We start from the raw sequence: 22,384 nt of genomic DNA on the forward strand, positions 1-22,384 counted from the left end.
TCCGTCCGGCCCTACGGCTTGGCGTTGGCGCCGATGAACCAGGCGTCCTTGTCGAGCTGACGGCTCACTTCGGTGAACAGGTCCTCGGTATCGTCGTCGCCGGCATCGCCGGCGGCCTCGAGCGCCTTGCGGACCTTCTCGCCCTGATCCTTGAACAGCTCGGTCAGCTTCTTGACGTGGACCGCGATGTCCTCTTCCTCGGTCGGGTAGGCGGCGAGGGTCGACTTCTCGGCGACGGCCTCGGCGGTGCCGTGGGGGAAGCCGCCGAGGATCGTCACGCGTTCGGCCATCAGGTCGGCCCCGTCGCGCAGGCGATCCGCGACCTCGTCCAGCAGCTCGTGCACGCCGATGAAGCCCGGTCCCTTGAGGGTCCAGTGCGCCTGCTTGACGGCGAGGGTGAGGGCGATCTGGTCGGCGAGACGCTCGTTCAGCAGCTCGCAGACCTTGGTGCGGGTCTGGGCGGACAGGCCGCCGGCGAAATTCTCGGGCATGGTGGTGCCTCCTGCAGTTCCGAATGCGATCCCGCCCCGGACGGGGAATCCGGTGCGGTCGCACTGGCAACGGGAACCTGCGGCCGGCGGTTCCCGCGCCGCGCCCGCTCCCATGGCGCCATCGTTATCGGAACGCGACCGGCGTGATATCGCTTAACGCGGGACATGGGCCGCATGTGCCCCCATATGACCCCGGACCGGCGGATTGCCCTGTGGGCGCTTCGCCGCGAGATCAGACGAAGGACAACAGCCCATGCGCCGCCGTACCCTCCTCTCCGCCGCCCTCGCGCTGCCGCTGGTCGGCCTGACCGCCGCGCCGGCGCTCGCCCAGCAGCTCTCGCTCGGCGCGGTGTCGAACTACCTCAACCAGCTGCAGACCGCGACCGGCGGCTTCACCCAGATCAACCCGGACGGGACGATCTCGACCGGGACGATCTACATCAAGCGGCCGAACCGTGTGCGGTTCGAATACAACGCACCGGACGAGAGCCTCGTCATGGCGGGCGGCGGGCAGGTCGCGGTCTTCGACGGCCGGTCGAACCAGCCGCCCGAGCGCTACCCGCTGAACCAGACGCCGCTCTCGATCATCCTCGCCCCGAACGTGGACCTGACGCGGGCGCGGATGGTGACGGGCCATACCTCGGACGGCACGACCACGACGATCACCGCGCAGGATCCCGACCACCCGGAATACGGCAACATCCAGATGGTCTACACTGCCGATCCGGTCGAGCTGCGGCAATGGATCGTCACCGACGAGACCGGGCAGCAGACCACGGTGATCCTCAACGACCTGCGCAGCGGCGGGTCGATCGGCGACGTCCTGTTCAACATCCGCAACGAGATGGGCAACCGCGGCTTCTGACCGGTCAGAGCCCGAGCCGCGCCTGCAGCGCGGCCATCGCGCCCCCGTCGGTGACGTCGACGGGGACGATGCCGTGCCGGGCGGCGGCGTCGAGGGCCTCCCGGCGGTCGCGCAGGGTGCGGCGCAGGAAGGTTTCCGCCCGCACCCGCCATCTCTCCGGAAGGTCCGCCGCCCCGGCGCGGATCCGGGCGGCAAGCAGCGCCTCCGGCGCCGTCAGCAGGACTGTCTCGGCGCCGCGGGCGGCGGCCTGCGCGAGAAGGTCCGGGCGCAGGGCCGATCCCTCGATCACCGTCCCGGGGACGAGTGCCGCCTCGACCAGCGGACGCAGGTTGGCGTGGTGGACCTGGCTGAACCACCAGATCGCCGCGTCGTCCATCCGGTCGTAGAACTGCGCCACAGGCTCCGGCAGGCCGGGATGGACCCGGCCGGGATGCCGGCCGAGCGCATCGGTCGCGACCAGCCGCCAGCCCCGCGCCGCGACGAGCCGTGCGGCGAGGGTGGACTTGCCGACATGGGACGGCCCGCCGATCAGGACGGCGGGCAGCGGCCCGGTCAGACCCGGCCGCAGCGGCTGAGCTGCGTGTGGTACAGCAGGGCCCGCGCCTCGAGCTCGCCCGCGACGCGCATCAGCCAGGCCTTGCTGCGATAGGTCCCGCGCCGGTAGCCGCCGCGCCCTTCGTGATAGGCGAGGTACTGGTTGCGCGTGTCGTTGAGGGGAATCCCCAGCTCGCGCTGCGTGGCATTCATGTACCAGCCCATGAAATCGGTCGCGTCGTCGATGTCGTCGCGCTCGGCCCCGCGGCCGCCATGCTGCTGCTGGTATTCCTCCCACGTCCCGTCGAGGGCCTGGGAATAGCCGTAGGCGCTGCTCTGCCGTCCGACCGGGATCACGCCCAGCACCCACTGGAAGGGGGTGCGCGCATTCCCGATGAACTTCGATTCCTGGTAGATCATGGCCATCAGGACGGCCGTCGGCACGCCCCAGTTGCGTTCCGCGGTCTGGAAGGCGCGGTGGAAATGCGGGCGCTGATCCAGGATCGAGCACGCATTGTCGAGATCGCGCGGCGCCTCGATGTCCCGCGACCCCCCACAGGAGGCCACGAACAACAACAGGGCCGCGACGCGAAGGAGTCTGCTCATCTGCCTCTCGCTCGTCAGCGTTTCGTCTTTGCGACGGGTTCGCGCCTTTGCGACGCTTTGCGAAAGAGCCTAACCGGTTCGGCCCGGTGATGAAACAGCCAGTCCCGGGGGCGGCGGGGCTCCGCCGGAACCTGCGGCCATTCTGCGGCACAGGGATGGCGGGGATGCGGCGGCATCAACGATTTGTTTCGCGCCCCGCGGGCGGCGGCCCTGTGGACAGGAGGCCGGCCGCGCTTCTATCAAGGGGAACGAAGGATGGTGACGATGATCAAGACCCGAGCGAAATACCATCTCGGACAGGTCGTCCGGCACCGGCGGCATCCGTTCCGGGGCGTCGTCTTCGACGTCGACGCCCGGTTCAGCAATACCGAGGAATGGTACGCCGCCATCCCCGAAGAGGCGCGGCCCGCCAAGGACCAGCCCTTCTACCACCTGCTCGCCGAGAACGATCAGAGCTACTACGTCGCCTATGTCAGCGAGCAGAACCTGATCGCCGACTATTCCGGCGAGCCGGTGGAGCATCCCGACCTGCCGGACCTCTTCGGTCCGATGGAGGACGGGACCTATCCGCTCCAGCTGCAGCTGAACTGAGCGCCCCTCAGAACCCCAACGCGCAACCGTCCTTGCGGGGATCGGAGCCGCCCGTCAGTCCCCCGTCCGCCCCGATCAGGATCGCCTGCGCCCCCCCGATCGGCGTCTCCGGCGTGTGGACCTCGTGGCCCATCGCCGCCAGCCGGTCCCGCACCTCGGGTCGGTAGCCGCGTTCCACGGCCAGGCCCTGCGGCCCGGCGAAGCAGCGGGGCGCGTCGATCGCCTCCTGAACGTCCATGCCGTAGGTCTCCAGATTGGCGACGAACCTCGCATGACCGCAGGGCTGGTAGGCGCCGCCCATCACCCCGAACGGGCCGAGCACACGCCCATCCCGGCGCAGCATGCCGGGAATGATCGTGTGCAGCGGCCGCTTGCCCGGGGCGCCCTCGTTCGGATGCCCCTCGGCCAGGGTGAAGCCCGCCCCGCGGTTCTGGAACATGATCCCGAACTTCTCGGAGGCGATCCCCGCGCCGAAGCCGTGGAAGACCGAGTAGATCAGCGACACCGCCCGCCCCGCGCTGTCGACCGTGCAGAGATAGACGGTGTCCTTGTGCGCGGCGCCGACCTCGGGCCGGGTCGCGGGCCGGGCCCGCTCGGGATCGATCAGCCCGGCAAGGCGCTCGGCCAGGGCGGGGTCCAGCATCCGCTCCACCCCGCCGTGATCGGGGTCCGAGACGTAGCGGTCGCGCGCCTCGTAGGCGAGCTTCGAGGCCTCCGCCTCCAGATGGGCCCGCTCGGCGCCGAGGGGATCGAGACCCTCGATCCCCAGCTGTTTCAGGATCTCGAGCAGCAGCAGCGCGGTCGCGCCCTGGCCGTTCGGCGGATGCTCCAGCACCTCCATCCCGCCCCAGCCGGTCGAGATCGGGGTGGCCCAGTCATGGGCGACGGCGGCGAAATCCTCCTCGACATGGCTGCCGCCCAGAGCGGCGAGAGTGGCGGCCATGTCGGCGGCGACCTCGCCCTCGTAGAAGCCGGCGCGTCCGTCGGTCGCGATCCGGCGCAGCACCTCGGCGATGCCGGGCGCCCGGAACAGCGTTCCGGCGGCGGGGGCCGCGTCGTTCGCCAGCCAGTGCCGCCGCGCCGCGCCGGACAGGCGGTGGGCATCCATCGCCCAGTCGAAGGCGGTGCGGGGAGCGACCGGCACGCCCTCCTCCGCGTAGCGGATCGCGGGCGCGAGGATCCGGTCCAGGCCCCAGCTGCCGTAGCGCTCGGCCAGTGCGCAGAAACCGTCCACCGCGCCCGGCATCGTGACCGCATGGGCCCCGTCCAGCGGGATCGTCGCGTGTCCCTCGGCCCGCAGGCGCCCGGCATCGAACCCGTCGGGCGCGCGGCCCGACCCGTTCAGCGCCACCACGTCCTGCCCCGGCTCGGCGACGAGGGCGAACATGTCGCCGCCCAGCCCGCACATCGGGGGTTCGCAGATGGACAGGGTCGCGGCGCCCGCGATGGCGGCGTCGACGGCGTTTCCGCCAGCCTCCATCACCGAGACCGCCACGCGGGCGGCGATGGGGTGCGACGTGGCGCACATCCCGTTCACGGCATGAATTGTGGACCGGCCTGGCAGGTGGAAATCGCGCATGGGATCCTCCCTCGAGATCGGCGGGACACTAGGCCGGCGATGGGGGGAAGGGGAAGTCCCCGGCGCCGCGCATGGGTGGGGGCTGAAATCGCGCGACGCCGGGGGAAGCCATGCAGCTACCGGGACTTGATCGCCGGACGGGGGGGCGGGAGAGTGAAACGAACGCGGCCCTTTGGGGGCAGCGTCGCGCAATGCGAAACGAACGCGGCGGCACGAACCCGGAAAGGGCACGACATGCGAACAGTGGCGATCTGCGGCGCGGCGCGCACGCCGATGGGCGGGCTGCAGGGGGCGCTGGCCGCCCTCGCCGCGCCGGAGCTCGGGGGCGCCGCGATTCGCGCCGCCCTCGCCGGAGCCGGGCCGGACGGGGCCGCCCTCACCGGAGTGGACGAGCTGCTGATGGGCTGCGTCCTGCCCGCGGGGCAGGGCCAGGCCCCTGCCCGGCAGGCGGGGTTCGCCGCCGGCCTGGGGGCCGAGCTGCCCGCCACGACGCTGAACAAGATGTGCGGCTCGGGGATGAAGGCGGCGATGATGGCCTTCGACCAGGTGGCCCTGGGCCATGCCGGGCTGATGGTCGCGGGCGGGATGGAGAGCATGACGAACGCCCCCTACCTGCTGCCGAAGATGCGCGGCGGGGCCCGCCTGGGTCACGGGCAGGTCGTCGATTCCATGTTCCTCGACGGGCTGGAGGACGCTTACGACCGGGGCCGCCTGATGGGCACCTTCGCCGAGGACTGCGCCGCGCGCTACGGGTTCACGCGGCAGGCGCAGGACGATTACGCGCTGGGCTCGCTCGAGCGAGCGCTGGCGGCGCAGGGCGGGGCCTTCGCGGCCGAGATCGCGCCCGTCACCGTGCCGGGACGGAAGGGGGAGAAGGTCGTCTCGGTCGACGAGCAGCCGGGCCTCGCCCGCGCCGACCGGATACCGCTGCTGAAGCCCGCCTTCCGCGAGGGCGGCACGGTCACGGCCGCCAACACCTCGTCGATCTCGGACGGGGCGGCGGCGCTGGTGATCGCGGCCGAACAGGTGGCCAAGGCGCGTAATTTGCCGGTCCGCGCGCGGATCGCGGGCCATGCCTCCCACGCGCAGGCGCCCGGCTGGTTCACCACCGCGCCGGTCCCGGCGGCGCAGAAGCTGCTGCGGCGGCTGGGATGGTCGGTCGGGGAGGTCGACCTGTGGGAGGTGAACGAGGCCTTCGCCGTCGTGCCCATGGCCTTCATGGAAGAGACCGGCGTGCCGCGCGGGAAATTGAACGTGAATGGCGGGGCCTGCGCGCTGGGCCATCCGATCGGCGCCTCGGGCGCGCGGATCGTGGTGACGCTGCTGCACGCGCTCGAGGCGCGGGACCTGAAACGCGGCGTGGCGGCAATCTGCATCGGCGGGGGCGAGGCGACCGCCATCGCCATCGAGAGGGACTGAGATGGGGGACACGAGCTGGGCCGGCACGCCGGCGGCGCTGACGATCTTCACCGCCGATCTCGCGGCGAGCCGGGCGTGGTACCTGTCGTTCCTCGGCGCGGAGCCGGTCCACGAGGACGGCGAGTCCGTCGTCTTCAGGGCGGGCGACACGTTGGTCAACGTCCTTCACGACAGCGCGGTGGAAGAGCTGATCGCCCCCGCCGCTGCGGGCAGAGGCGTAAGGGCGGTCTACACGCTGGGCGTGGAGGATGTGGACGCGGCGGCGGAGGAACTGCGCGCGCGGGGGCTGGTCCCGCTCAACGGGCCGATGGACCGGCCCTGGGGCGTCCGCACCGTCAGCGTGCAGGATCCCGGCGGTCACGTCTGGGAACTCGCGAAGGCGGGCTGAGGCGCACCGTCCCCGGTGTCCCGCCCCGGCCCGGATGTGCCCCGTCCGCGCCCCGGCGGGACGGACCCCGGGAGCCGACCTCGAACCGGCCCGCATCGGTCCCGCGCCGGTCCCGCATCGGCCCCGCGCCGGACCGCGAGGCGCTTCGCCCCCCGGGCACTCGCCCCGCCCGTCGCCGGTATCGGGGCGCGCCGATCTCCCCTTCGCAGGGAAGGAAGATACCGCTGCCGCCGGTCGGCGGGAGGCGCGCCGCCCCTTACCCGTTCTCGTGGAAGTAGCCGTAGATCTTCTCGGCCAGCCCCTCGCTGATCCCCTCGACCGCCTTCAGGTCGGACAGGTTCGCCCGGCTCACCGCCTTGGCCGAGCCGAAATGCTGCAGGAGCGCGCGCTTGCGCGTCGCGCCCACGCCCGGCACGTCGTCCAGCGGCGTCGCGCCGACCTGCTTGGCCCGCTTGGCGCGGTGGGTGCCGATGGCGAAGCGGTGCGCCTCGTCCCGCAGGCGCTGCACGAAATAGAGGACGGGGTCGTTGTGGCGCAGCGCGAAGGGGCGCTGGCCGTGGCGGTGGAACTCCTCCTTGCCGGCGTCGCGGTCGACGCCCTTGGCCACCCCGACCATCGGCACGTCCTCCACCCCCAGCTCGGCGAGGATGGAATGGACGGCCGAGACCTGCCCCGCGCCGCCGTCGATCAGCAGCAGGTCCGGCCAGGCCGGGCTCTCGCGGTCGGGATCCTCCTTCAGCAGGCGCGAGAAGCGGCGCGTCAGCACCTCCTTCATCATGCCGAAATCGTCGCCGTTCAGGCTGTCGTCCTTGATGTTGAACTTTCGGTACTGGCCCTTCTCGAAGCCCTCGGGCCCCGCCACGATCATCGCGCCGACCGCGTTCGTCCCCATGATGTGGCTGTTGTCGTAGACCTCGATCCGGCGCGGCGGCCCGTCCAGCCCCAGCGCGTCGGCGAGGCCGTCCAGCAGCTTGCCCTGCGCCGCGCTCTCGCTCATCCGCCGGGCGAGGCTCTCGCGCGCGTTGCGGGCGGCGTGGCCGACCAGCTCGGCCTTCTCGCCCTTCTGGGGGACCGCGATCTGCACCTTGCCGCCGCGTTTCTCGCCCAGCGCCTCGGCCATCAGGTCGGGCTCGTCCAGCCCGTGCGACAGCAGCAGCTGCCGCGGCGGCTCGCGGGTCGAGTAGAACTGGCCGACGAAGGCCTCCATGATCTCGGACGCGTCCTCCTCGCCGTTGAGGCGGGGGTAGTAGTCGTGGTTGCCCCAGTTCTGGTTGGCGCGGATGAAGAAGACCTGCACGCAGGCCTGCCCCCCCTCGACATGGAGCGCGATCACGTCGGCCTCGGCCACGCCCTGCGGGTTGATCCCCTGCGCCGACTGGACCGAGGTCAGCGCACGGATCCGGTCCCGCAGGGCGGCGGCGCGCTCGAATTCCATCTTGGCCGAGGCGATCTCCATCTCGACGGCGAGATGCTCCTGCACCTGGGTGGACTTGCCCTTGAGGAAGCGGTCGGCATCCTTGACCGAGGCGGCGTAGTCCGCCTCGCTGATATGGCCGACGCAGGGGCCCGAGCAGCGCTTGATCTGGTAGAGCAGGCAGGGCCGGGTGCGGCTGTCGAACATGCTGTCGGTGCAGTTGCGCAGCAAGAACGCCTTCTGCAGCTGGTTGAGCGTGCGGCGCACCGCGCCCGCTCCGGCGAAGGGGCCGTAATACTGCCCCGCCTCGCGCTTCGATCCCCGGTGCAGCTTGATCTGCGGAAAGGCATGGTCGCCGGTGACGAGGATGTTGGGAAAGGATTTGTCGTCGCGCAGCAGCACGTTGTAGCGCGGCTTGAGCTGCTTGATGAGGTTCTGCTCCAGCAGCAGCGCCTCGGTCTCGGTCCGGGTCGTGAGGAACATCATCGACGCCGTCTCGCGGATCATCCGCGCGATGCGGCTCGAATGCTGCGGGCTGGGGCGGGAATAGGACGACACCCGCGCCTTCAGGTTCCGCGCCTTGCCGACATAGAGGACCCGCGCCTCGGCATCGAGCATCCGGTAGACCCCGGGCGAGCCGTCGAGCGTGCGCAGGTATCCCTTGATGCAGGCATAGCCGGTCCGGGCGGGGCGGCTCGCGGTGCCTTGCGGGGTGCTGTCGGGGCCGGGGTCTGAGGGGGTCTCGGGCATGGCGTCCAGATCGTGATTCCGGGGTCCGGCTGCAATAGCCGAGGGGGGGTCACAAGGCCGAAGAAATCCACGGAAGCTGGGGATAACCTCGTGGGGAAAACCGGGGCAGCCGGGATTTTCCCTTGCGCACCCGGACCTTCGACTGTTTGCCTAAAATCTAGTCAGCTTTGCAAGGCATTGTTTTCGCTATTGAAAATTATGAATGCTTTGTAAACAACTGATTTTCCGGGCCCGTTTGGTCCGAAAGGAGGGGGCGCCGCCGCGCGGTGCAGAACTCTGACGCGGGGTCAGTCGCGCTGCGGGATGTCCCGGGTCTGCCACATCAGGTGCTGGCCCCCGTCGATGATCAGCGCCTGGCCCGTCACGGCCGGGGCGTCGATGAAATAGCCGAGCGCCGCGGTGATGTCGCGCGGGTTGGGGCCGCGACGCAGGATGCTCTCGCGGCGGCGCGCGCGGAACTGCGCCTCGTCCTGCCCGCCCGACGGAAGGGTGGTGCCCGGCGCGATGGCATTGACCCGCACCTTCGGCCCCAGCGCCTGCGCCGCGGTCCGCGTGAAGGTCCAGAGCGCGGTCTTGGCGAGCGTGTAGCTCATGTAGTTCGGGGTCAGCTTCTCGATCCGCTGGTCGAGCATGTTGACCACCAGGGCGCGGGCCTGCGCCTCGCCGTCCTCGTCGATCTCGGGCTCCTTGCACTGCGCGGCAAAGGCCTGCGTCAGCATGACGGGCGCGCGCAGGTTCGTGCCCATGGCCCGGTGCCAGCTCTCGCCGGTGATCCCGCCCAGATTGTCGGGCTCGAAGAGCGAGGCGGAATTGATCAGCAGGTCGACCGGCCCCTCCAGCGCCGCCGCCGCCTCGGGCACGAGGCGCGCCGTCTCGCCGTCGTCGAGGAGGTCGGCCCGGACGAGGACCGTGCCCGCCCCCTCGCCCCGGCAGGCGGCCGCGGTTTCCTCCGCCCCCCGCTCGGAGCGGTGATAGTGGATGGCGACCGAGAAGCCGCGTTCCGCCAGATGGATCGCCATCGCCCGGCCGAGACGGCCGCCGCCCCCCGTGACCAGTGCCCGCCGCATCGTCATGGTCTCGCCCTCAGATCAGGATCAGGGCCGCAACGTAGGCCGCGTAGAGGGCGGAGAAAACCAGCCCGACGGCGCGCGTCACGCTGCGCCCCCAGACGAAGGGCATCAGGACCAGAGCGGCGGCCAGCATCACCCAGATGTCGGTCCGCAGCATCTCGGGCGGGACGCGCACCGGGGTCACCAGCGAGGTGATCCCGATGATGGCCAGCAGGTTGAACACGTTCGAGCCGATGACGTTGCCGATGGCCACGTCGGTCTCGCGCCGGAACGCGGCGAGCGTCGTGGCCGCCAGTTCGGGCAGCGAGGTGCCGACCGCGACGAGCGTGAGGCCGATCACCGTGTCCGACACGCCGAACCGGCCGGCGATGGTGGCGGCGCCGTCGACCAGCAAGTCCGCGCCCAGCGGCAGACCGGCGAGGCCGAGCACGAGGTAGAGGCCGATCTTCCAGCCCGGCATGCCGGGATCCGCGCCCTCGACTTCGGCCAGCTCGTCGGCCTCGGCGGCGGCCTTCGCGGCGCGCTGCTCGCGACGGTGGGCGCGGGCGGTCCGGATGTTGTCCCACAAGATCGCCGCGAGACCGGCCAGCAGGACGAGGCCGTGGATCCAGTCCAGCGGCCCGAAGAAGAGCACGACGATGAAGAGCAGCGTCGCGCCCAGCATCATCAGGTAGCTGCGCCGCGTCTCGTCGCCGCTGGTATGGAGCGTGGCGAACAGGGCCGGGATGCCCAGGACGAGGAGGACGTTGGCGATGTTGGACCCGACCACGTTGCCGAGCGCGATGCCCGGCTGGTCGATCAGGCTGGCCTGGACCGAGACCAGCAGCTCGGGCGCCGAGGTGCCGAAGGCGACGACCGTCAGGCCGACGATCAGGGCGGGGATCCCCAGCCGCAGGGCGAGGTTCACCGCCCCCTTCACCAGGAAGTCCCCCGCGAGGACGAGGATCACCAGCCCCGCCGCGACCGAGGCCCAGTCGAGTATCATGCGCGATCCTTTCCGCAGGGACAGGGGGCCTTGCCGATCCGGGGCCGGCCACAGGCGCGGCACTTCTTTCCGCCACCCAGCCGGGCGATCCGGTCCGAACCGGGGAAGCGCAGGCGCCCGAACATGGCGAGCACGGCCATGAAGACGAGGAAGAGCAGGACGACCTTGACGATCATGTCAGAGGCCGAACCGGCCGAAGGCGAGGCGGTCGTCGATCTCGGCCATCGCGTCCGAGACGATCCGCGCGCCGAAGCGGTTCAGCAGGCCCTTCTTCGGGCCGAACCGGCGGAAGCGGACCTTGTCGCCGAACCGGGCCTTCATCTCTGGATGCAGATGCGCGACCCCGTCGGCGAGGCCGACCTCGACCGCGTGACGGCCGATCCAGATCTCGCCGGTGAAGAGGTCGGGATCGTCCTTGAGGCGGCTGCCCCGCCGGGATTTCACATGGTCGATGAACACCTGGTGCAGCTGCGTCAGCCAGCGATCGAGCCGCTCGACATCCTCGGGCTTCTCGGGGCGGAACGGGTCGAGGAAGCTCTTGGACCGGCCGGCGGTGTGCACGCGCCGCTCGGCCCCGATCTTCTCGAGCGTGCCCTGCAACCCGAAACCCGCGTTGATGACGCCGATCGACCCGATCAGCGAGCCGGGATCGACGAATATCTCGTCCGCCGCCGTCGCCAGCCAGTATCCGCCCGACGCGGCGACATCCTCGCAGAAGGCGAGGACGGGGATCCCCTTCTCATCCGCCAGCCGCCGGATCCGCGCTGCGATGAGCGAGGATTGCACGGGCGAGCCGCCGGGCGAGTTGATCTGCAGCGCGACGGCGACCGGCCGCTTGGCGAAGGCGCGGTCGATCGCGGGGCCCATCGACGGGTCGTCCAGCCCGCGCGCCGAGTTCGTGATCTGCCCCTGGAGGCGGATCACCGAGACGACGGGCTTGCGGGCGAGAAAGGCGGGGCGGCTCAGCAGGGATCGGGAGGGGGCCATGACCCGCGACATAGGCCGCGCCCCGCCGGGCTACAAGTTCAGGCGGGCGCCGAGAGAAGGACGCCCTTGCGCAGGATCATGCAGCCATAGGGCCGCTCCTCCCGGGTCTGGACCACGCAGAAGGCGGCGCGGGTCGCGGCGTAGAAGGCGAAGCGGTCCACCGGCGTGACCGCGACCGCGCGCCCCTCCGCCTTGTCGAGGACGCGCCGCATCTCCGCGACCGCCGGCGGGATCGAGCCCGGTGCGCCGACCGGATCCATCGTCACCGCCGCATCGCCGACGAAGGTATCGACGGGCATCAGCGACAGGATCGCGCGCAGCGCGTCTGCCGAATCAGGGGTGCCGATCCGGCAGAGCCGCCCCGTCACGCTGTCCCGCGCCAGCGCCTCGGCGGGAAAGTTCGCATCGACCAGCGCGACGGCGTCCCCGTGACCCGCCGCCGCCAGCGCCCAGAGCAGGTCGGCATCGAGCAGCGGATCGATCCCCTTCAGCATCGCCGCAGCTCCGTCAGGCCCGGATCTTCCACCCGGTGCGGAAGATCCACCAGATGAAGGCGAGGCAGATCGCGGTGAAGGCCGCGATCGCGGCGAGGCTGACCGCGACCGGCACGTCCGCCTGCTCGAAGAAGGCCCAGCGGAAGCCCGAGATCAGGTAGAAGACCGGGTTGAAATGGGTGATCGTCTGCCACAGCGGCGGCAGCATCGAGGCCGAGTAGAACGCCCCGCCGAGGAAGACGAGCGGGGTGATGATCAGCAGCGGAATGAGCGAGAGCTGCTCGAAGTTCTCGGCCCAGATCCCGATGATGAACCCCATCAGCGAGAAGCTGACGCAGGTCAGGACGAGGAAGGCCAGCATCGCCAGCGGATGCGCGATGGTCAGGTCGACGAAGAGGAAGGACGTGGCGAGGATGATGAGGCCGATGATGAAGGCCTTCGTCGCCGCCCCGCCGACGAAGCCGAGCACGACCTCGAGGAAGCTGACCGGGGCCGAGAGGAATTCGTAGATCGTGCCCGAGAACTTGGGAAAGTAGATTCCGAAGGACGCGTTCGACGTGGCCTGCCCCATCACCGACAGCATGATGAGCCCCGGCACGATGAAGGCGCCGTAGCTCACCCCCTCCACCTCCTCGATCCGGCTGCCGATCGCGGCGCCGAAGACGACGAAGTAGAGCGAGGTCGAGATGACGGGGGCGAGCAGCGATTGCAGGAAGGTGCGGAAGAACCGCGCCATCTCCCGGCGGTAGATCACGCCGACGGCGAGGAAATTCATTGCGCGGTCTCCTGTCGGTCGGCGCCGTCATGCTCGACGAGATCGACGAAGATCTCCTCGAGGCTGGACTGGTGGGTCGAGATGTCGGTCATCCGCACGCCGCCCTCCTTCAGCCGCGACAGCAGGGCGGTGATCCCCGTCCCCCCGCCGCCGGCCGTGTCGTAGGAATAGACCAAGCGCCGGCCGTCCTCGGCCAGCGTCAGGCCGGTATCGGCCAGCGCCTCGGGTACGCGGTCCAGCGGCTCGGCCAGCTCGATCCGCAGCTCCTTCTGGCTGAGGCGGGCCATCAGGCTGTCCTTCTCCTCGACCAGCAGGATCTTTCCGGCGGAGATGATGCCGATGCGGTCGGCGATCGCCTCGGCCTCCTCGATGTAATGGGTGGTCAGGATGATGGTGACGCCCTGCCGCTTCAGCTCGGCCACGGTCTCCCACATGCCACGGCGCAGCTCGACATCGACGCCGGCGGTCGGCTCGTCGAGGAAGAGGATGCGGGGATTGTGGCTCAGCGCCTTGGCGATCAGCACCCGGCGCTTCATCCCGCCCGACAGCTCGATCGTCTTGCTGTCCTTCTTGTCCCACAGCGACAGGCCCTTCAGCATCTCCTCGAGGAAGGCGTCGTCGGGGGCCTTGTCGAACAGGCCGCGGCTGAAGCGCACCTGGTTCCAGACCGTCTCGAACAGCTCGAGATTCACCTCCTGCGGGACCAGCCCGATCATCGAGCGGGTGTCGCGATACTCCTTCACCACGTCCTTGCCCCCGACCCGGACCGAGCCGGAGCTGGGCATCGTGATGCCGCAGATCGCCGAGATCAGCGTCGTCTTGCCGGCCCCGTTCGGCCCCAGCAGGGCGAGGATCTCGCCCTCGCGGATCGCGAGGTCGACGCCCTTCAGCGCCTCGAAGCCGCCCTTGTAGCGTTTGACGAGCTTCTCGACGGTGACGATGTCGGTCATGGGGCTCCTCCCTCGCGGACGAGCGGAAGCTAGGACGGCCCGGTGCCGGGGGCCAGCGCCGAAATACGCACAAGCGACATGCGGCGATCCGGGGTGCCGCGGCCCCCCCTTCGCAGGGATCGCGAAGACCCCGGCCGGACGGACCCGCCCGCGCCCGCCTCAGAAGGGGGCCTTGGCGGTGACCCGCGTGCCCTGGCCGCCATCGGGATGTCGGAACTGCAGCGTCTCGGAATGGAGCATGAGCCGGGGATGCTCCCGCGCCGCTCCCTCGGCGTAGAACGGATCGCCCAGGATCGGGTGCCCGATCTCGGCCATGTGGACGCGCAGCTGGTGCGATCGGCCCGTCCGCGGCATCAGCCGCACCCGGCTCTCGCCGTCCCGGGCCCGCACCACGCGCCAGTCGGTGATCGCCTCCCGGCCCGCCTCGTGGTCGACACGCTGCTTCGGCCGGTTCGGCCAGTCGACCGCGAGCGGCAGGTCCACGGTCCCGGTGCGCTCCGCCAGCTCGCCGAAGACGCGGGCGACGTAGACCTTCTTCGTCTGGCGCTTCTCGAACTGCAGCCCGAGATGGCGCTGGGCGTGCGGCGTCAGCGCAAAGACCATGACCCCGCTCGTGTCCCGGTCCAGCCGGTGCACCAGCAGCGCGGTCGGGAACGCCTCCTGCACCCGGGCGAGCAGGCAATCGGCCAGGTGCTCGCCCTTGCCCGGCACCGACAGCAGGCCGGCGGGCTTGTCCACCAGCACCACCTCGTGATCGGCCTGCAGCACCACGAGCGGATCCTGCGGCGGATCGTAGGCGCTGCCGAGCGTCATCGCCGCCGCCACAGCGCCGAGGTGTAGAGCGCGAGCGCCGCCCAGATCAGCGGAAAGGCGATGGCCCGCCCGGTGCCGAAGGGTTCGCCGAAGACGAAGACCGCGATGGCGAAGATCGCCGTCGGCACGGTGTATTGCAGGATCCCGATGGTCGAGAGCGTCAGCCCCCGCGCGCCCGTCGCGTAGCAGAGCAGCGGCACCGCCGTGGCGACGCCGCATCCGGCCAGCATCAGCGTGTCGCGGGTCGAGCCCCCGAAGGCGCCACCGCCGGTCGCCCCGGTCCACCACAGGATCGCCGCCGCCGCGGGGGCGAGGATCAGCACCTCGAGGAGGAAGCCCTCGCTCGCGCCCAGCGGCAGCGCGGCCTTGAAGTAGCCGTAGAAGCCGAAGGTCGCGGCGAGGGTCAGTCCCACCCAGGGCACGGTCCGCGACTCCACCGTCAGGACCAGCACCGCCAGCGCGGCGAGCGCGATGGCCGCGACCTGCCGCCGGCTCAGCCGCTCGCCCATCAGCGCCCAGCCGAGGAACATCGAGAAGAGCGGATTGATGTAGTAGCCGAGCGCGGCATCCACCGTCCGCCCCGCCGAGACCGACCAGACGTAGACGCACCAGTTGACCGAGATCAGCGCCGCCGTCAGCGCCGCCATCGCGACCAGGCGCGGCGTGAGGGCCGCCCGCAGCGCGTCGAGCCTGCCGCCCAGGATCACCGCCGCGGCGGCGACCGGCACCGACCACAGGCCGCGATGCGCCACGACCTCCAGCGCGGGGACATGCGACAGAGCCTTGAGGTAGAGCGGCAGCAGCCCCCACATCGCATAGGCCGCCAGGGCGAAGCGCAGCCCCCGCGCCGTATCGACCCGCGCCGGACGGCGGGGCGGGGCGGCATCCGCCGGCGCGGCGGCGAGGGAGGAGGGGGTGGCGGTCATGCGCCCCCCTTGCCCCCCGCATGGCCGGGGCACAAGGGGGGCGGCCCCTCGCCCCCGGGGGGCCGTCCCGAGGCGTCATCGACCTGGGGGGTCAGGCCCCCCTGCCGGTGCGGGGGGCCTGACCCGGAGGCGCGCCGAAGGTCGCGGCAAGGATCGCCGACAGCCCCTCGGCATCCGCCGCGTCGAAGGCGGCCGGGCGGTCGCTGTCGATGTCGAGCACGGCGATCAGCGCGCCGGAGGCGTCGCGGACCGGCAGCACGATCTCGGACCGGGTGGAGCTGGCGCAGGCGATATGGCCGGGAAAGGCGTCGACATCGTCGACGAGCTGCACCTCGCCGGTGCGCGCCGCCGCGCCGCAGACCCCGCGGTCGAAGGGGATCGAGAGGCAGCCGTGACCGCCCTGATAGGGCCCGATGCGCAGCATCCCCGGCTCGGTCACGCGGTAGAAGCCGGTCCAGTCGAAGCGCGCATCCGCGTGGTGGATCTCGCAGGCGAGCGTCGCCATCAGCGCGATGACGTCCCGCTCGCCCTCGGCCAGCGCGGCGATGCGCTTGGCCAGCTCGGCATAGTCCACCCGGCTGCCGGATTCCTTCGTGTCCGTCGCGCTCATCCTCTGCCCCTTCTCCGGTTCGTCCGATCCCTCGCCCCGGGCGCCGGCGAAGGCAAGGGGCGCCGGGCGGCTCCTTGCGCCCCGTCGCCCCTCGGCGCCGTCCGGTCGGTGACGGACCGTTTCGCGCCCGTCCGGCCGGCGGACGGGGTCACCGGCGCGGCGCCGCCGGGGCCGCCACGGGGCATCGCCGGGCAGTCGCGGCTGGCACTGGCCGCCGCGCCGTCCTACATCAGGCCCGATGACCTGGACCGTGCCGAACATCCTGACCGTGCTGAGACTGCTCGCCGCGCCCGGCGTGGCGATCATGTTCCTGTACTTCAACCGCCCCTGGGCGGACTGGCTGGCGCTGACGCTGTTCATCGGCGCGGCGATCACCGACTGGTTCGACGGCTATCTCGCCCGGCTGTGGAAGCAGGAGAGCCGGTTCGGCGCCATGCTCGACCCGATCGCGGACAAGGCGATGGTCTTGATCGCACTGCTCGTCATCACGGGGTTCTCGGGCATGAATCCCTGGATCCTGCTGCCGGCGACGCTGATCTTCTTCCGCGAGACCTTCGTCTCGGGCCTGCGCGAATTCCTCGGCGCGACCGCCGGCACGCTGAAGGTGACGAAGCTGGCCAAGTGGAAGACGACGGCGCAGATGGTGTCGATCGGCATCCTCTTCTGGGGGACGGGCCTCGACTACCTCAACCACGCGGGCGGACCCGAGAGCAGCGGCCTTGCCCGGCTGTCGGAAGGGCCGGCCGGCTGGGTCACGTTCTTCGGCGTGATGCTTCTGTGGGTCGCGGCGGCGCTGACCCTGATCACCGGGTGGGACTACTTCCGCAAGGCGCTGCCCCATCTGAGGGACCCCTCATGATCGACGTGCTCTACTTCGCCTGGGTGCGCGAGCGGATCGGCCTGCCGCGCGAGCGGGTGGAAACGTCGGCCCCGACCGTTTCCGCGCTGGTGGACGAGCTGCGCGCCCGCGAGGCGCGCTACGAGGCCGCCTTCGCCGACACGTCCGCCCTCAAGGTCGCCCTCGACCAGGAGCTGGCGGAGTGGGACGCGCCGCTGGACGGCGTGCGCGAGGTCGCGTTCTTTCCCCCGATGACGGGCGGCTGAGATGGTCCGCGACGTCCGCGTTCAGGCGGAGACGTTCGATCCCGGCGCCGAGCTCGCCGCCTTCGACGCGGGGGGCGGCGGCGCGGTGGTCAGCTTCACCGGCGTGGTCCGCGACGTGGCGGGCGGCCTGCTCCGGATGGAGATCGAGCATTATCCCGGGATGACCGAATCGGCGATCGCGGCGATCCGGGACGAGGCGGCGACGCGGTTCTCGCTGACCGGCGCGCGCGTGATCCACCGTCACGGGTCTCTCGCCCCCGGCGAGGTCATCATGATGGTCCTGACCGCTGCGCCGCACCGGGCGGATGCCTTCGCCGGGGCGGAGTTCCTGATGGACTACCTCAAGTCCCGCGCCCCCTTCTGGAAAAAGGAGGTGACGGCGGACGGAGCGGCCTGGGTCGCGGCGAAGGACGCGGACGAGGACGCGCTCTCGCGCTGGTAGCGCCCGCGAAACGCCGTCGCCGGCGGCCTCGCCCCCTCTCCGTCCCCGCCGCTGGGGTCAGCAGAGCTCCGCGTGCCGGAAGCAGGGCACGACGTGGTCGTTCACGATTCCCGTCGCCTGCATGAAGGCATAGCAGATCGTCGGCCCGACGAAGCGGAATCCCCGCGCCTTCAGCGCCCTGGACATCGCCCGGCTCTCCTCCGTCTCGGTCGGCACCTCGGCCATCGAGGGCCAGGCGTTCTGCCGCACCGCGCCGCCGGTGAAGGACCAGACGAGGGGCGTGAAGCCGCCCTCCTCGTCCTCGATCCGGCACCAGGCGCGGGCGCCGTCGATCGCCGCCTCGATCTTGCCGCGATGCCGGACGATGCCGGGATCGGCCAGCAGCCGGGCGACCTCGTCCTCGCCCCAGCCGGCGACGCGGCGCGGATCGAACCCGGCGAAGGCGGCGCGGAAGGCCTCGCGCTTGCGCAGGATGGTGATCCAGGACAGGCCCGCCTGGAACCCGTCGAGCACCAGCTTCTCCCACAGCGCGCGGGGGTCGCGTTCGGGCACGCCCCATTCGGTGTCGTGATAGGCGACGTAGAGCGGATCGGCCCCGCACCAGGCGCAGCGATGGGTCATGGCGGTCCTCCCGGGCGGGTCGCGCGGCGCGGAATGTCCGCAATTTTCGCTGTTCAGACAACCTTAGGCGGCTCGCGGGCAGAATGCGGGGGACCGGCGATCTCGCGCCGGGGGGTGGGGCGTGCGATGGGCCGGATCCAGCAGATGCAGCCGGAGGGCGGCGGGATGTCCCCCCGCCCGGTCCGGTCCGGGCCGGCCGCGGATCCGTTCTCGGCCGCGCTCGACAGCCGCGACCGCGACATCGAGGCGCTGGTGGCCGAGGCGCTCTCCGCCGGGCGGCTGCGGCTGGCGCTGCAGCCGGTGGTCGGCGCGGCCGACCGGCGGCCCGCCTTCCAGGAGGTGCTGGTCCGGATGCTGGATGCCGGGGGGCGGGTGCTGCCGGCCGCCGCCTTCCTCCCCGTCGTCGGCGACGGCGCGCTGGGCCGCCGGATCGACGCGGCGACGCTGGGCGCCGCGCTCGACCTGCTCGCCGCGCGGCCGGACCTGCGCCTGTCGGTCAACATGTCGGCCCGGTCGATCGCCGACGGCGCCTGGCGCCGCGTCCTCGACAGCCGGGTCGGTCCCGGCTCGCACCTGGGCGAGCGGCTCATCCTCGAGATGACCGAGGCCTCCGCCATGCTCCTGCCCGAGATCACCGCCGGGTTCATGGCCGAGATGCAGCCGCGCGGGATCGCCTTCGCCCTCGACGATTTCGGGGCGGGGCCGATCGCGCTGACCCACATGCGGGATTTCTTCTTCGACCTGGTGAAGATCGACCGCCGGCTCGCCCCTGGCCTGACCGCCAGCCCCGACGACCAGGTGATCGTCGCGGCGCTGATCTCCATCGCCCGGCAGTTCGACATGCTGAGCGTGGCCCAGGGAATCGAGGATGCCGGCACCGCCGACCTCTTCGCCGCGATGGGCGCCGACTGCCTGCAGGGCTTCCATATCGGCGTGCCCCGGCTGGCCCCCTCGCCCGGCCGGGGCGCGTCCCCATCGCAGGCGCCGCGTCGCTGAGAGAGCGCGGCGCCGGAAACGGTTTGATCGCCCGCGCCGCCCCTCCTACGTTACCTCGCAAGGACGCCATCCGACTCCCCGCCCGCCAGGAGGGGAGGGCGGCAGCAGGAGGACACTTCCATGACGAACGTCGTCATCGCATCGGCCGCGCGCACGGCCGTCGGCAGCTTCAACGGCAGCTTCGCCGCCACCCCCGCCCACGATCTCGGCGCCGCGGTGCTCGAGGCGCTGGTGGCGCGCGCGGGGATCGAGAAGGGCGAGGTGTCCGAGACGATCCTAGGCCAGGTCCTGACCGCCGCGCAGGGCCAGAACCCTGCGCGCCAGGCCCATATCAATGCCGGCCTGCCGCAGGAGAGCGCCGCCTGGGGCATCAACCAGGTCTGCGGCTCGGGCCTGCGGGCCATCGCGCTGGGCGCGCAGCACATCCAGCTTGGCGACGCTGACATCATCTGTGCCGGCGGACAGGAGAACATGTCGATGTCGCCCCATGCGCAGAACCTGCGTCAGGGCCACAAGATGGGCGACGTCAAGTACATCGACACGATGATCAAGGACGGCCTCTGGGACGCGTTCAACGGCTATCACATGGGCCAGACGGCCGAGAACGTCGCCGAGAAGTGGCAGATCAGCCGCGAGCAGCAGGACGAGTTCGCCCTCGCCAGCCAGAACAAGGCCGAGGCCGCGCAGAAGGCCGGCAGGTTCGACGACGAGGTGATCCCCTTCACGGTCAAGAGCCGCAAGGGCGACGTCGTCGTCGACAAGGACGAGTACATCCGCCACGGCGCCACGATCGAGGGGATGCAGAAGCTGCGCCCCGCCTTCACCAAGGACGGCTCGGTCACGGCCGCGAACGCGAGCGGCATCAATGACGGCGCCGCGGGCGTGCTGCTGATGAGCGCCGAGAACGCCGAGCGGCGCGGGATCGAGCCGATGGCCCGCATCGTCTCCTACGCCACGGCCGGGCTCGACCCGGCGATCATGGGCGTCGGTCCGATCCACGCCAGCCGCAAGGCGCTGGAGAAGGCCGGCTGGAAGCCCGAGGATCTCGACCTCGTCGAGGCGAACGAGGCGTTTGCCGCGCAGGCCTGCGCCGTGAACAAGGACATGGGCTGGAACCCCGAGATCGTGAACGTGAACGGCGGGGCCATCGCCATCGGCCATCCGATCGGCGCATCCGGGGCCCGCGTCTTCAACACGCTGCTCTTCGAGATGAAGCGGCGCGGCGCGAAGAGGGGCCTCGCCACGCTCTGCATCGGTGGCGGCATGGGCGTCGCCATGTGCGTCGAGCGGCCCTGACGGACCAGCGCCGCGCGGGGCCGGCCCCCGCGCGGCGGCGGACGATGACGGCCCGACTGCCTCCCTTCGATCAGCTCGTCTTCTCGGGCGGTGGCCTTCGCTGCATGTGGCAGGGAGGCTTCCTCGATGCGGTGAGGGACGAGATCGGGCTCGATCCCGCGCGGCTCGCCGGGGTGTCCGGGGGGTCCATGACGCTGGTGGGATTCATGACGCGGCGGGGCCCCGAGGTGCGGGACGTGCTCTGCGACCGGTTCGCGGATCGCGGCAGCAACATCGCCTGGGACACGCCCGGCGAGGACGGGCTCACGCCCCATCAGCGGATGTATCGCGAGGCCATCGCCGAGGTGATCGACGCCGATTGCCAGCGCGTCGTCGCCGAGGGACGGCCCGCGCAGATCCTGATCGGTCACCCGCCGTCGACCATGGCCCCGACCTGGTCCGGCAGCGCCGCCGCCCTGGCCTACGAGGCGGAACTGCATCTGGTCGGTTCGCCGCATTTCTCGTGGGCGGAGCGAATCGGGATCAGCTCGACGCTCGTGGATGCGAACGCGGCCGCGCGGCGGGGCGAGCTGCTCGACCTCGTCTGCGCGGCCGCGACCATCCCGCCGGTCTTCGAGCCGCCCGAATGGGGCGGCAAGCCGGTGATCGACGGCGGCATGGCCGATCAGGCCCCGATGCCCGACCCGGACGAGGGGCATACGCTGGTGATGCTGACCCGGATCTATGACGGGCTGGAGCCGGCCAGCGGCCGGCTCTACGTCGAACCCGGGGAGGAGACCCCGGCCGACAAGATCGATTTCACCGATCCGCAGAAGCTGCGGGATACCTGGGCCGCCGGCGAGGAGGACGGACGGCGGTTCCTCAAGGAAAACGGATATTAAGGGAGGACAGATCATGGCCAGAACCGCACTCGTCACGGGGGGCAGCCGCGGTATCGGCGCCGCCATCAGCAAGGCGCTGAAGGAGGCGGGCTATACCGTCGCCGCGACCTATGCCGGCAACGAGGAGAAGGCGAAGGCCTTCACCGACGAGACCGGGATCCGCACCTACAGGTGGGACGTGGCGGATTACGAGGCCTGCAAGGCCGGGATCGCCCGGGTCGAGGCCGAGTGCGGCCCGGTGGAGGTGCTGGTAAACAATGCCGGCATCACCCGCGACGCGCCCTTCCACAGGATGACGCCCGACCATTGGAACGCGGTGATCGGCACGAACCTCACCGGCCTCTTCAACATGACGCACAACGTCTGGGGCGGAATGCGCGAGCGCAAGTTCGGACGGGTGATCTCCATCTCCTCGATCAACGGGCAGAAGGGCCAGTTCGGGCAGGCCAACTATTCGGCGGCGAAGGCCGGGGACATCGGTTTCAGCAAGGCGCTCGCGCAGGAGGGGGCCCGCGCCGGGATCACGGTCAACGTCATCGCGCCGGGCTACATCAACACCGAGATGGTGCAGGCCGTGCCCGAGAAGGTGATGAACGAGGTGATCTTGCCCGCGATCCCCGTCGGCCGCGTGGGCGAGCCGGAGGAGATCGCGCGCTGCGTCGTGTTTCTCGCCTCGGAGGAATCCGGCTTCATCACCGGCGCGACCCTGACGGCGAACGGGGGCCAGTACCTCGCCTGAGGTCTGTTAGGGGTATCGAAAGGCGCATCGGCCAGGATGGCGGTCGATGCGCCTTCTC

27 protein-coding genes are annotated in these 22,384 nt (G+C 70.8%); 11 read left to right on the top strand and 16 right to left on the bottom strand.

The window, feature by feature from the left end; translation table 11 throughout:
- Positions 1-11 precede the first annotated feature (11 nt).
- Positions 12-491, bottom strand: a complete 480-nt coding sequence (dps, locus tag BUE30_RS07595; RefSeq protein WP_073327907.1) for a DNA starvation/stationary phase protection protein Dps — start codon at positions 489-491, stop codon at positions 12-14.
- Positions 492-744: 253 nt separating this feature from the next.
- Here dps and BUE30_RS07600 point away from each other — a divergent pair, with 253 nt between their 5' ends.
- Complete coding sequence (locus BUE30_RS07600) at positions 745-1,356, top strand: LolA family protein (protein ID WP_073327910.1); 612 nt, start codon at positions 745-747, stop codon at positions 1,354-1,356.
- A gap of 4 nt (positions 1,357-1,360) precedes the next feature.
- Here BUE30_RS07600 and BUE30_RS07605 read toward each other — a convergent pair whose 3' ends face one another.
- Positions 1,361-1,753, bottom strand: a complete 393-nt coding sequence (locus tag BUE30_RS07605; protein WP_083601258.1) for a hypothetical protein — start codon at positions 1,751-1,753, stop codon at positions 1,361-1,363.
- 155 nt (positions 1,754-1,908) lie between these two features.
- Positions 1,909-2,496: a transglycosylase SLT domain-containing protein gene (locus BUE30_RS07610; protein WP_073327913.1), complete on the bottom strand. Its 588-nt coding sequence runs from the start codon at positions 2,494-2,496 to the stop codon at positions 1,909-1,911.
- Between the two features lie 264 nt (positions 2,497-2,760).
- Between BUE30_RS07610 and hspQ the strand changes: the two genes are divergently transcribed.
- Positions 2,761-3,087, top strand: coding sequence for a heat shock protein HspQ (gene hspQ, locus BUE30_RS07615; RefSeq protein ID WP_073330131.1), 327 nt, complete (start codon positions 2,761-2,763; stop codon positions 3,085-3,087).
- Between the two features lie 7 nt (positions 3,088-3,094).
- On the opposite strand, the gene BUE30_RS07620 is transcribed toward hspQ, so the two are convergent.
- Complete coding sequence (locus tag BUE30_RS07620) at positions 3,095-4,666, bottom strand: gamma-glutamyltransferase family protein (RefSeq protein WP_073327916.1); 1,572 nt, start codon at positions 4,664-4,666, stop codon at positions 3,095-3,097.
- A gap of 234 nt (positions 4,667-4,900) precedes the next feature.
- Between BUE30_RS07620 and BUE30_RS07625 the strand changes: the two genes are divergently transcribed.
- Complete coding sequence (locus BUE30_RS07625; protein ID WP_073327919.1) at positions 4,901-6,085, top strand: acetyl-CoA C-acyltransferase; 1,185 nt, start codon at positions 4,901-4,903, stop codon at positions 6,083-6,085.
- Between the two features lies 1 nt (position 6,086).
- Entirely contained in the window at positions 6,087-6,473 is a 387-nt protein-coding gene (locus BUE30_RS07630) for a VOC family protein (protein ID WP_073327922.1), read from the top strand.
- Between the two features lie 256 nt (positions 6,474-6,729).
- Here the strand turns inward: BUE30_RS07630 and uvrC are convergent, their stop codons facing one another.
- The 11 genes from uvrC to BUE30_RS07685 all read right to left on the bottom strand — a co-directional run bounded on the left by uvrC (position 6,730) and on the right by BUE30_RS07685 (position 16,247).
- Positions 6,730-8,637, bottom strand: a complete 1,908-nt coding sequence (gene uvrC, locus BUE30_RS07635) for an excinuclease ABC subunit UvrC (protein ID WP_073327925.1) — start codon at positions 8,635-8,637, stop codon at positions 6,730-6,732.
- Positions 8,638-8,924: 287 nt separating this feature from the next.
- On the bottom strand, positions 8,925-9,710 hold the full coding sequence (locus BUE30_RS07640; RefSeq protein ID WP_342068326.1) for an SDR family oxidoreductase: 786 nt from the start codon (positions 9,708-9,710) through the stop codon (positions 8,925-8,927).
- A gap of 10 nt (positions 9,711-9,720) precedes the next feature.
- Positions 9,721-10,692 carry a calcium/sodium antiporter gene (locus BUE30_RS07645; RefSeq protein WP_073327931.1) on the bottom strand — a complete coding sequence of 324 codons (972 nt, stop codon included), beginning with the start codon at positions 10,690-10,692 and terminating at the stop codon, positions 9,721-9,723.
- The gene (locus BUE30_RS07650; protein ID WP_073327934.1) at positions 10,689-10,868 is read right to left on the bottom strand and encodes a hypothetical protein; all 180 of its coding nucleotides are present in this window, start codon (positions 10,866-10,868) and stop codon (positions 10,689-10,691) included. Before BUE30_RS07650 ends, BUE30_RS07645 begins: the two co-directional genes overlap by 4 nt.
- Position 10,869: 1 nt before the next feature.
- Positions 10,870-11,679 (bottom strand): S49 family peptidase, encoded by an 810-nt coding sequence (locus BUE30_RS07655; RefSeq protein WP_073330134.1) that lies wholly within the window; start codon positions 11,677-11,679, stop codon positions 10,870-10,872.
- Positions 11,680-11,717: 38 nt separating this feature from the next.
- On the bottom strand, positions 11,718-12,173 hold the full coding sequence (locus tag BUE30_RS07660) for an RbsD/FucU family protein (protein ID WP_073327937.1): 456 nt from the start codon (positions 12,171-12,173) through the stop codon (positions 11,718-11,720).
- Positions 12,174-12,186: 13 nt separating this feature from the next.
- Positions 12,187-12,948 (bottom strand): ABC transporter permease, encoded by a 762-nt coding sequence (locus BUE30_RS07665; RefSeq protein ID WP_073327940.1) that lies wholly within the window; start codon positions 12,946-12,948, stop codon positions 12,187-12,189.
- Positions 12,945-13,898, bottom strand: coding sequence for an ABC transporter ATP-binding protein (locus BUE30_RS07670; RefSeq protein WP_073327943.1), 954 nt, complete (start codon positions 13,896-13,898; stop codon positions 12,945-12,947). The genes BUE30_RS07665 and BUE30_RS07670 overlap by 4 nt, the downstream gene beginning before the upstream one ends.
- Positions 13,899-14,057: 159 nt before the next feature.
- Positions 14,058-14,711: a pseudouridine synthase gene (locus tag BUE30_RS07675; protein ID WP_073330137.1), complete on the bottom strand. Its 654-nt coding sequence runs from the start codon at positions 14,709-14,711 to the stop codon at positions 14,058-14,060.
- Positions 14,708-15,637, bottom strand: a complete 930-nt coding sequence (gene rarD, locus BUE30_RS07680) for an EamA family transporter RarD (RefSeq protein ID WP_073327946.1) — start codon at positions 15,635-15,637, stop codon at positions 14,708-14,710. The genes BUE30_RS07675 and rarD overlap by 4 nt, the downstream gene beginning before the upstream one ends.
- Before the next feature lie 91 nt (positions 15,638-15,728).
- Positions 15,729-16,247 (bottom strand): GAF domain-containing protein, encoded by a 519-nt coding sequence (locus BUE30_RS07685; RefSeq protein WP_073327950.1) that lies wholly within the window; start codon positions 16,245-16,247, stop codon positions 15,729-15,731.
- Between the two features lie 238 nt (positions 16,248-16,485).
- Between BUE30_RS07685 and pgsA the strand changes: the two genes are divergently transcribed.
- The 3 genes from pgsA to BUE30_RS07700 are packed head-to-tail and all read left to right on the top strand — an operon-like array spanning position 16,486 to position 17,793.
- Positions 16,486-17,106 carry a CDP-diacylglycerol--glycerol-3-phosphate 3-phosphatidyltransferase gene (pgsA, locus tag BUE30_RS07690; RefSeq protein WP_073327953.1) on the top strand — a complete coding sequence of 207 codons (621 nt, stop codon included), beginning with the start codon at positions 16,486-16,488 and terminating at the stop codon, positions 17,104-17,106.
- Entirely contained in the window at positions 17,103-17,351 is a 249-nt protein-coding gene (gene moaD / locus BUE30_RS07695) for a molybdopterin converting factor subunit 1 (protein WP_073327956.1), read from the top strand. Before pgsA ends, moaD begins: the two co-directional genes overlap by 4 nt.
- Before the next feature lies 1 nt (position 17,352).
- Entirely contained in the window at positions 17,353-17,793 is a 441-nt protein-coding gene (locus tag BUE30_RS07700; protein ID WP_073327959.1) for a molybdenum cofactor biosynthesis protein MoaE, read from the top strand.
- 57 nt (positions 17,794-17,850) lie between these two features.
- On the opposite strand, the gene BUE30_RS07705 is transcribed toward BUE30_RS07700, so the two are convergent.
- Positions 17,851-18,414, bottom strand: coding sequence for a DNA-3-methyladenine glycosylase I (locus BUE30_RS07705; RefSeq protein WP_073327962.1), 564 nt, complete (start codon positions 18,412-18,414; stop codon positions 17,851-17,853).
- 126 nt (positions 18,415-18,540) lie between these two features.
- Between BUE30_RS07705 and BUE30_RS07710 the strand changes: the two genes are divergently transcribed.
- The 4 genes from BUE30_RS07710 (at position 18,541) to phbB (ending at position 22,326) form a co-directional block, all read left to right on the top strand.
- A complete protein-coding gene (locus BUE30_RS07710; RefSeq protein WP_244526304.1) occupies positions 18,541-19,410 on the top strand; it encodes an EAL domain-containing protein in 870 nt (289 codons plus the stop codon).
- 120 nt (positions 19,411-19,530) lie between these two features.
- A complete protein-coding gene (locus BUE30_RS07715; RefSeq protein ID WP_073327966.1) occupies positions 19,531-20,706 on the top strand; it encodes an acetyl-CoA C-acetyltransferase in 1,176 nt (391 codons plus the stop codon).
- A 44-nt stretch (positions 20,707-20,750) separates the two neighbouring features.
- Positions 20,751-21,587: a patatin-like phospholipase family protein gene (locus BUE30_RS07720; RefSeq protein ID WP_073327969.1), complete on the top strand. Its 837-nt coding sequence runs from the start codon at positions 20,751-20,753 to the stop codon at positions 21,585-21,587.
- Positions 21,588-21,600: 13 nt separating this feature from the next.
- Positions 21,601-22,326 carry an acetoacetyl-CoA reductase gene (phbB, locus tag BUE30_RS07725; protein ID WP_073327972.1) on the top strand — a complete coding sequence of 242 codons (726 nt, stop codon included), beginning with the start codon at positions 21,601-21,603 and terminating at the stop codon, positions 22,324-22,326.
- Positions 22,327-22,384: the final 58 nt, after the last annotated feature.

Source organism: Wenxinia saemankumensis, from assembly GCF_900141735.1.
Lineage (GTDB): Bacteria > Pseudomonadota > Alphaproteobacteria > Rhodobacterales > Rhodobacteraceae > Wenxinia > Wenxinia saemankumensis.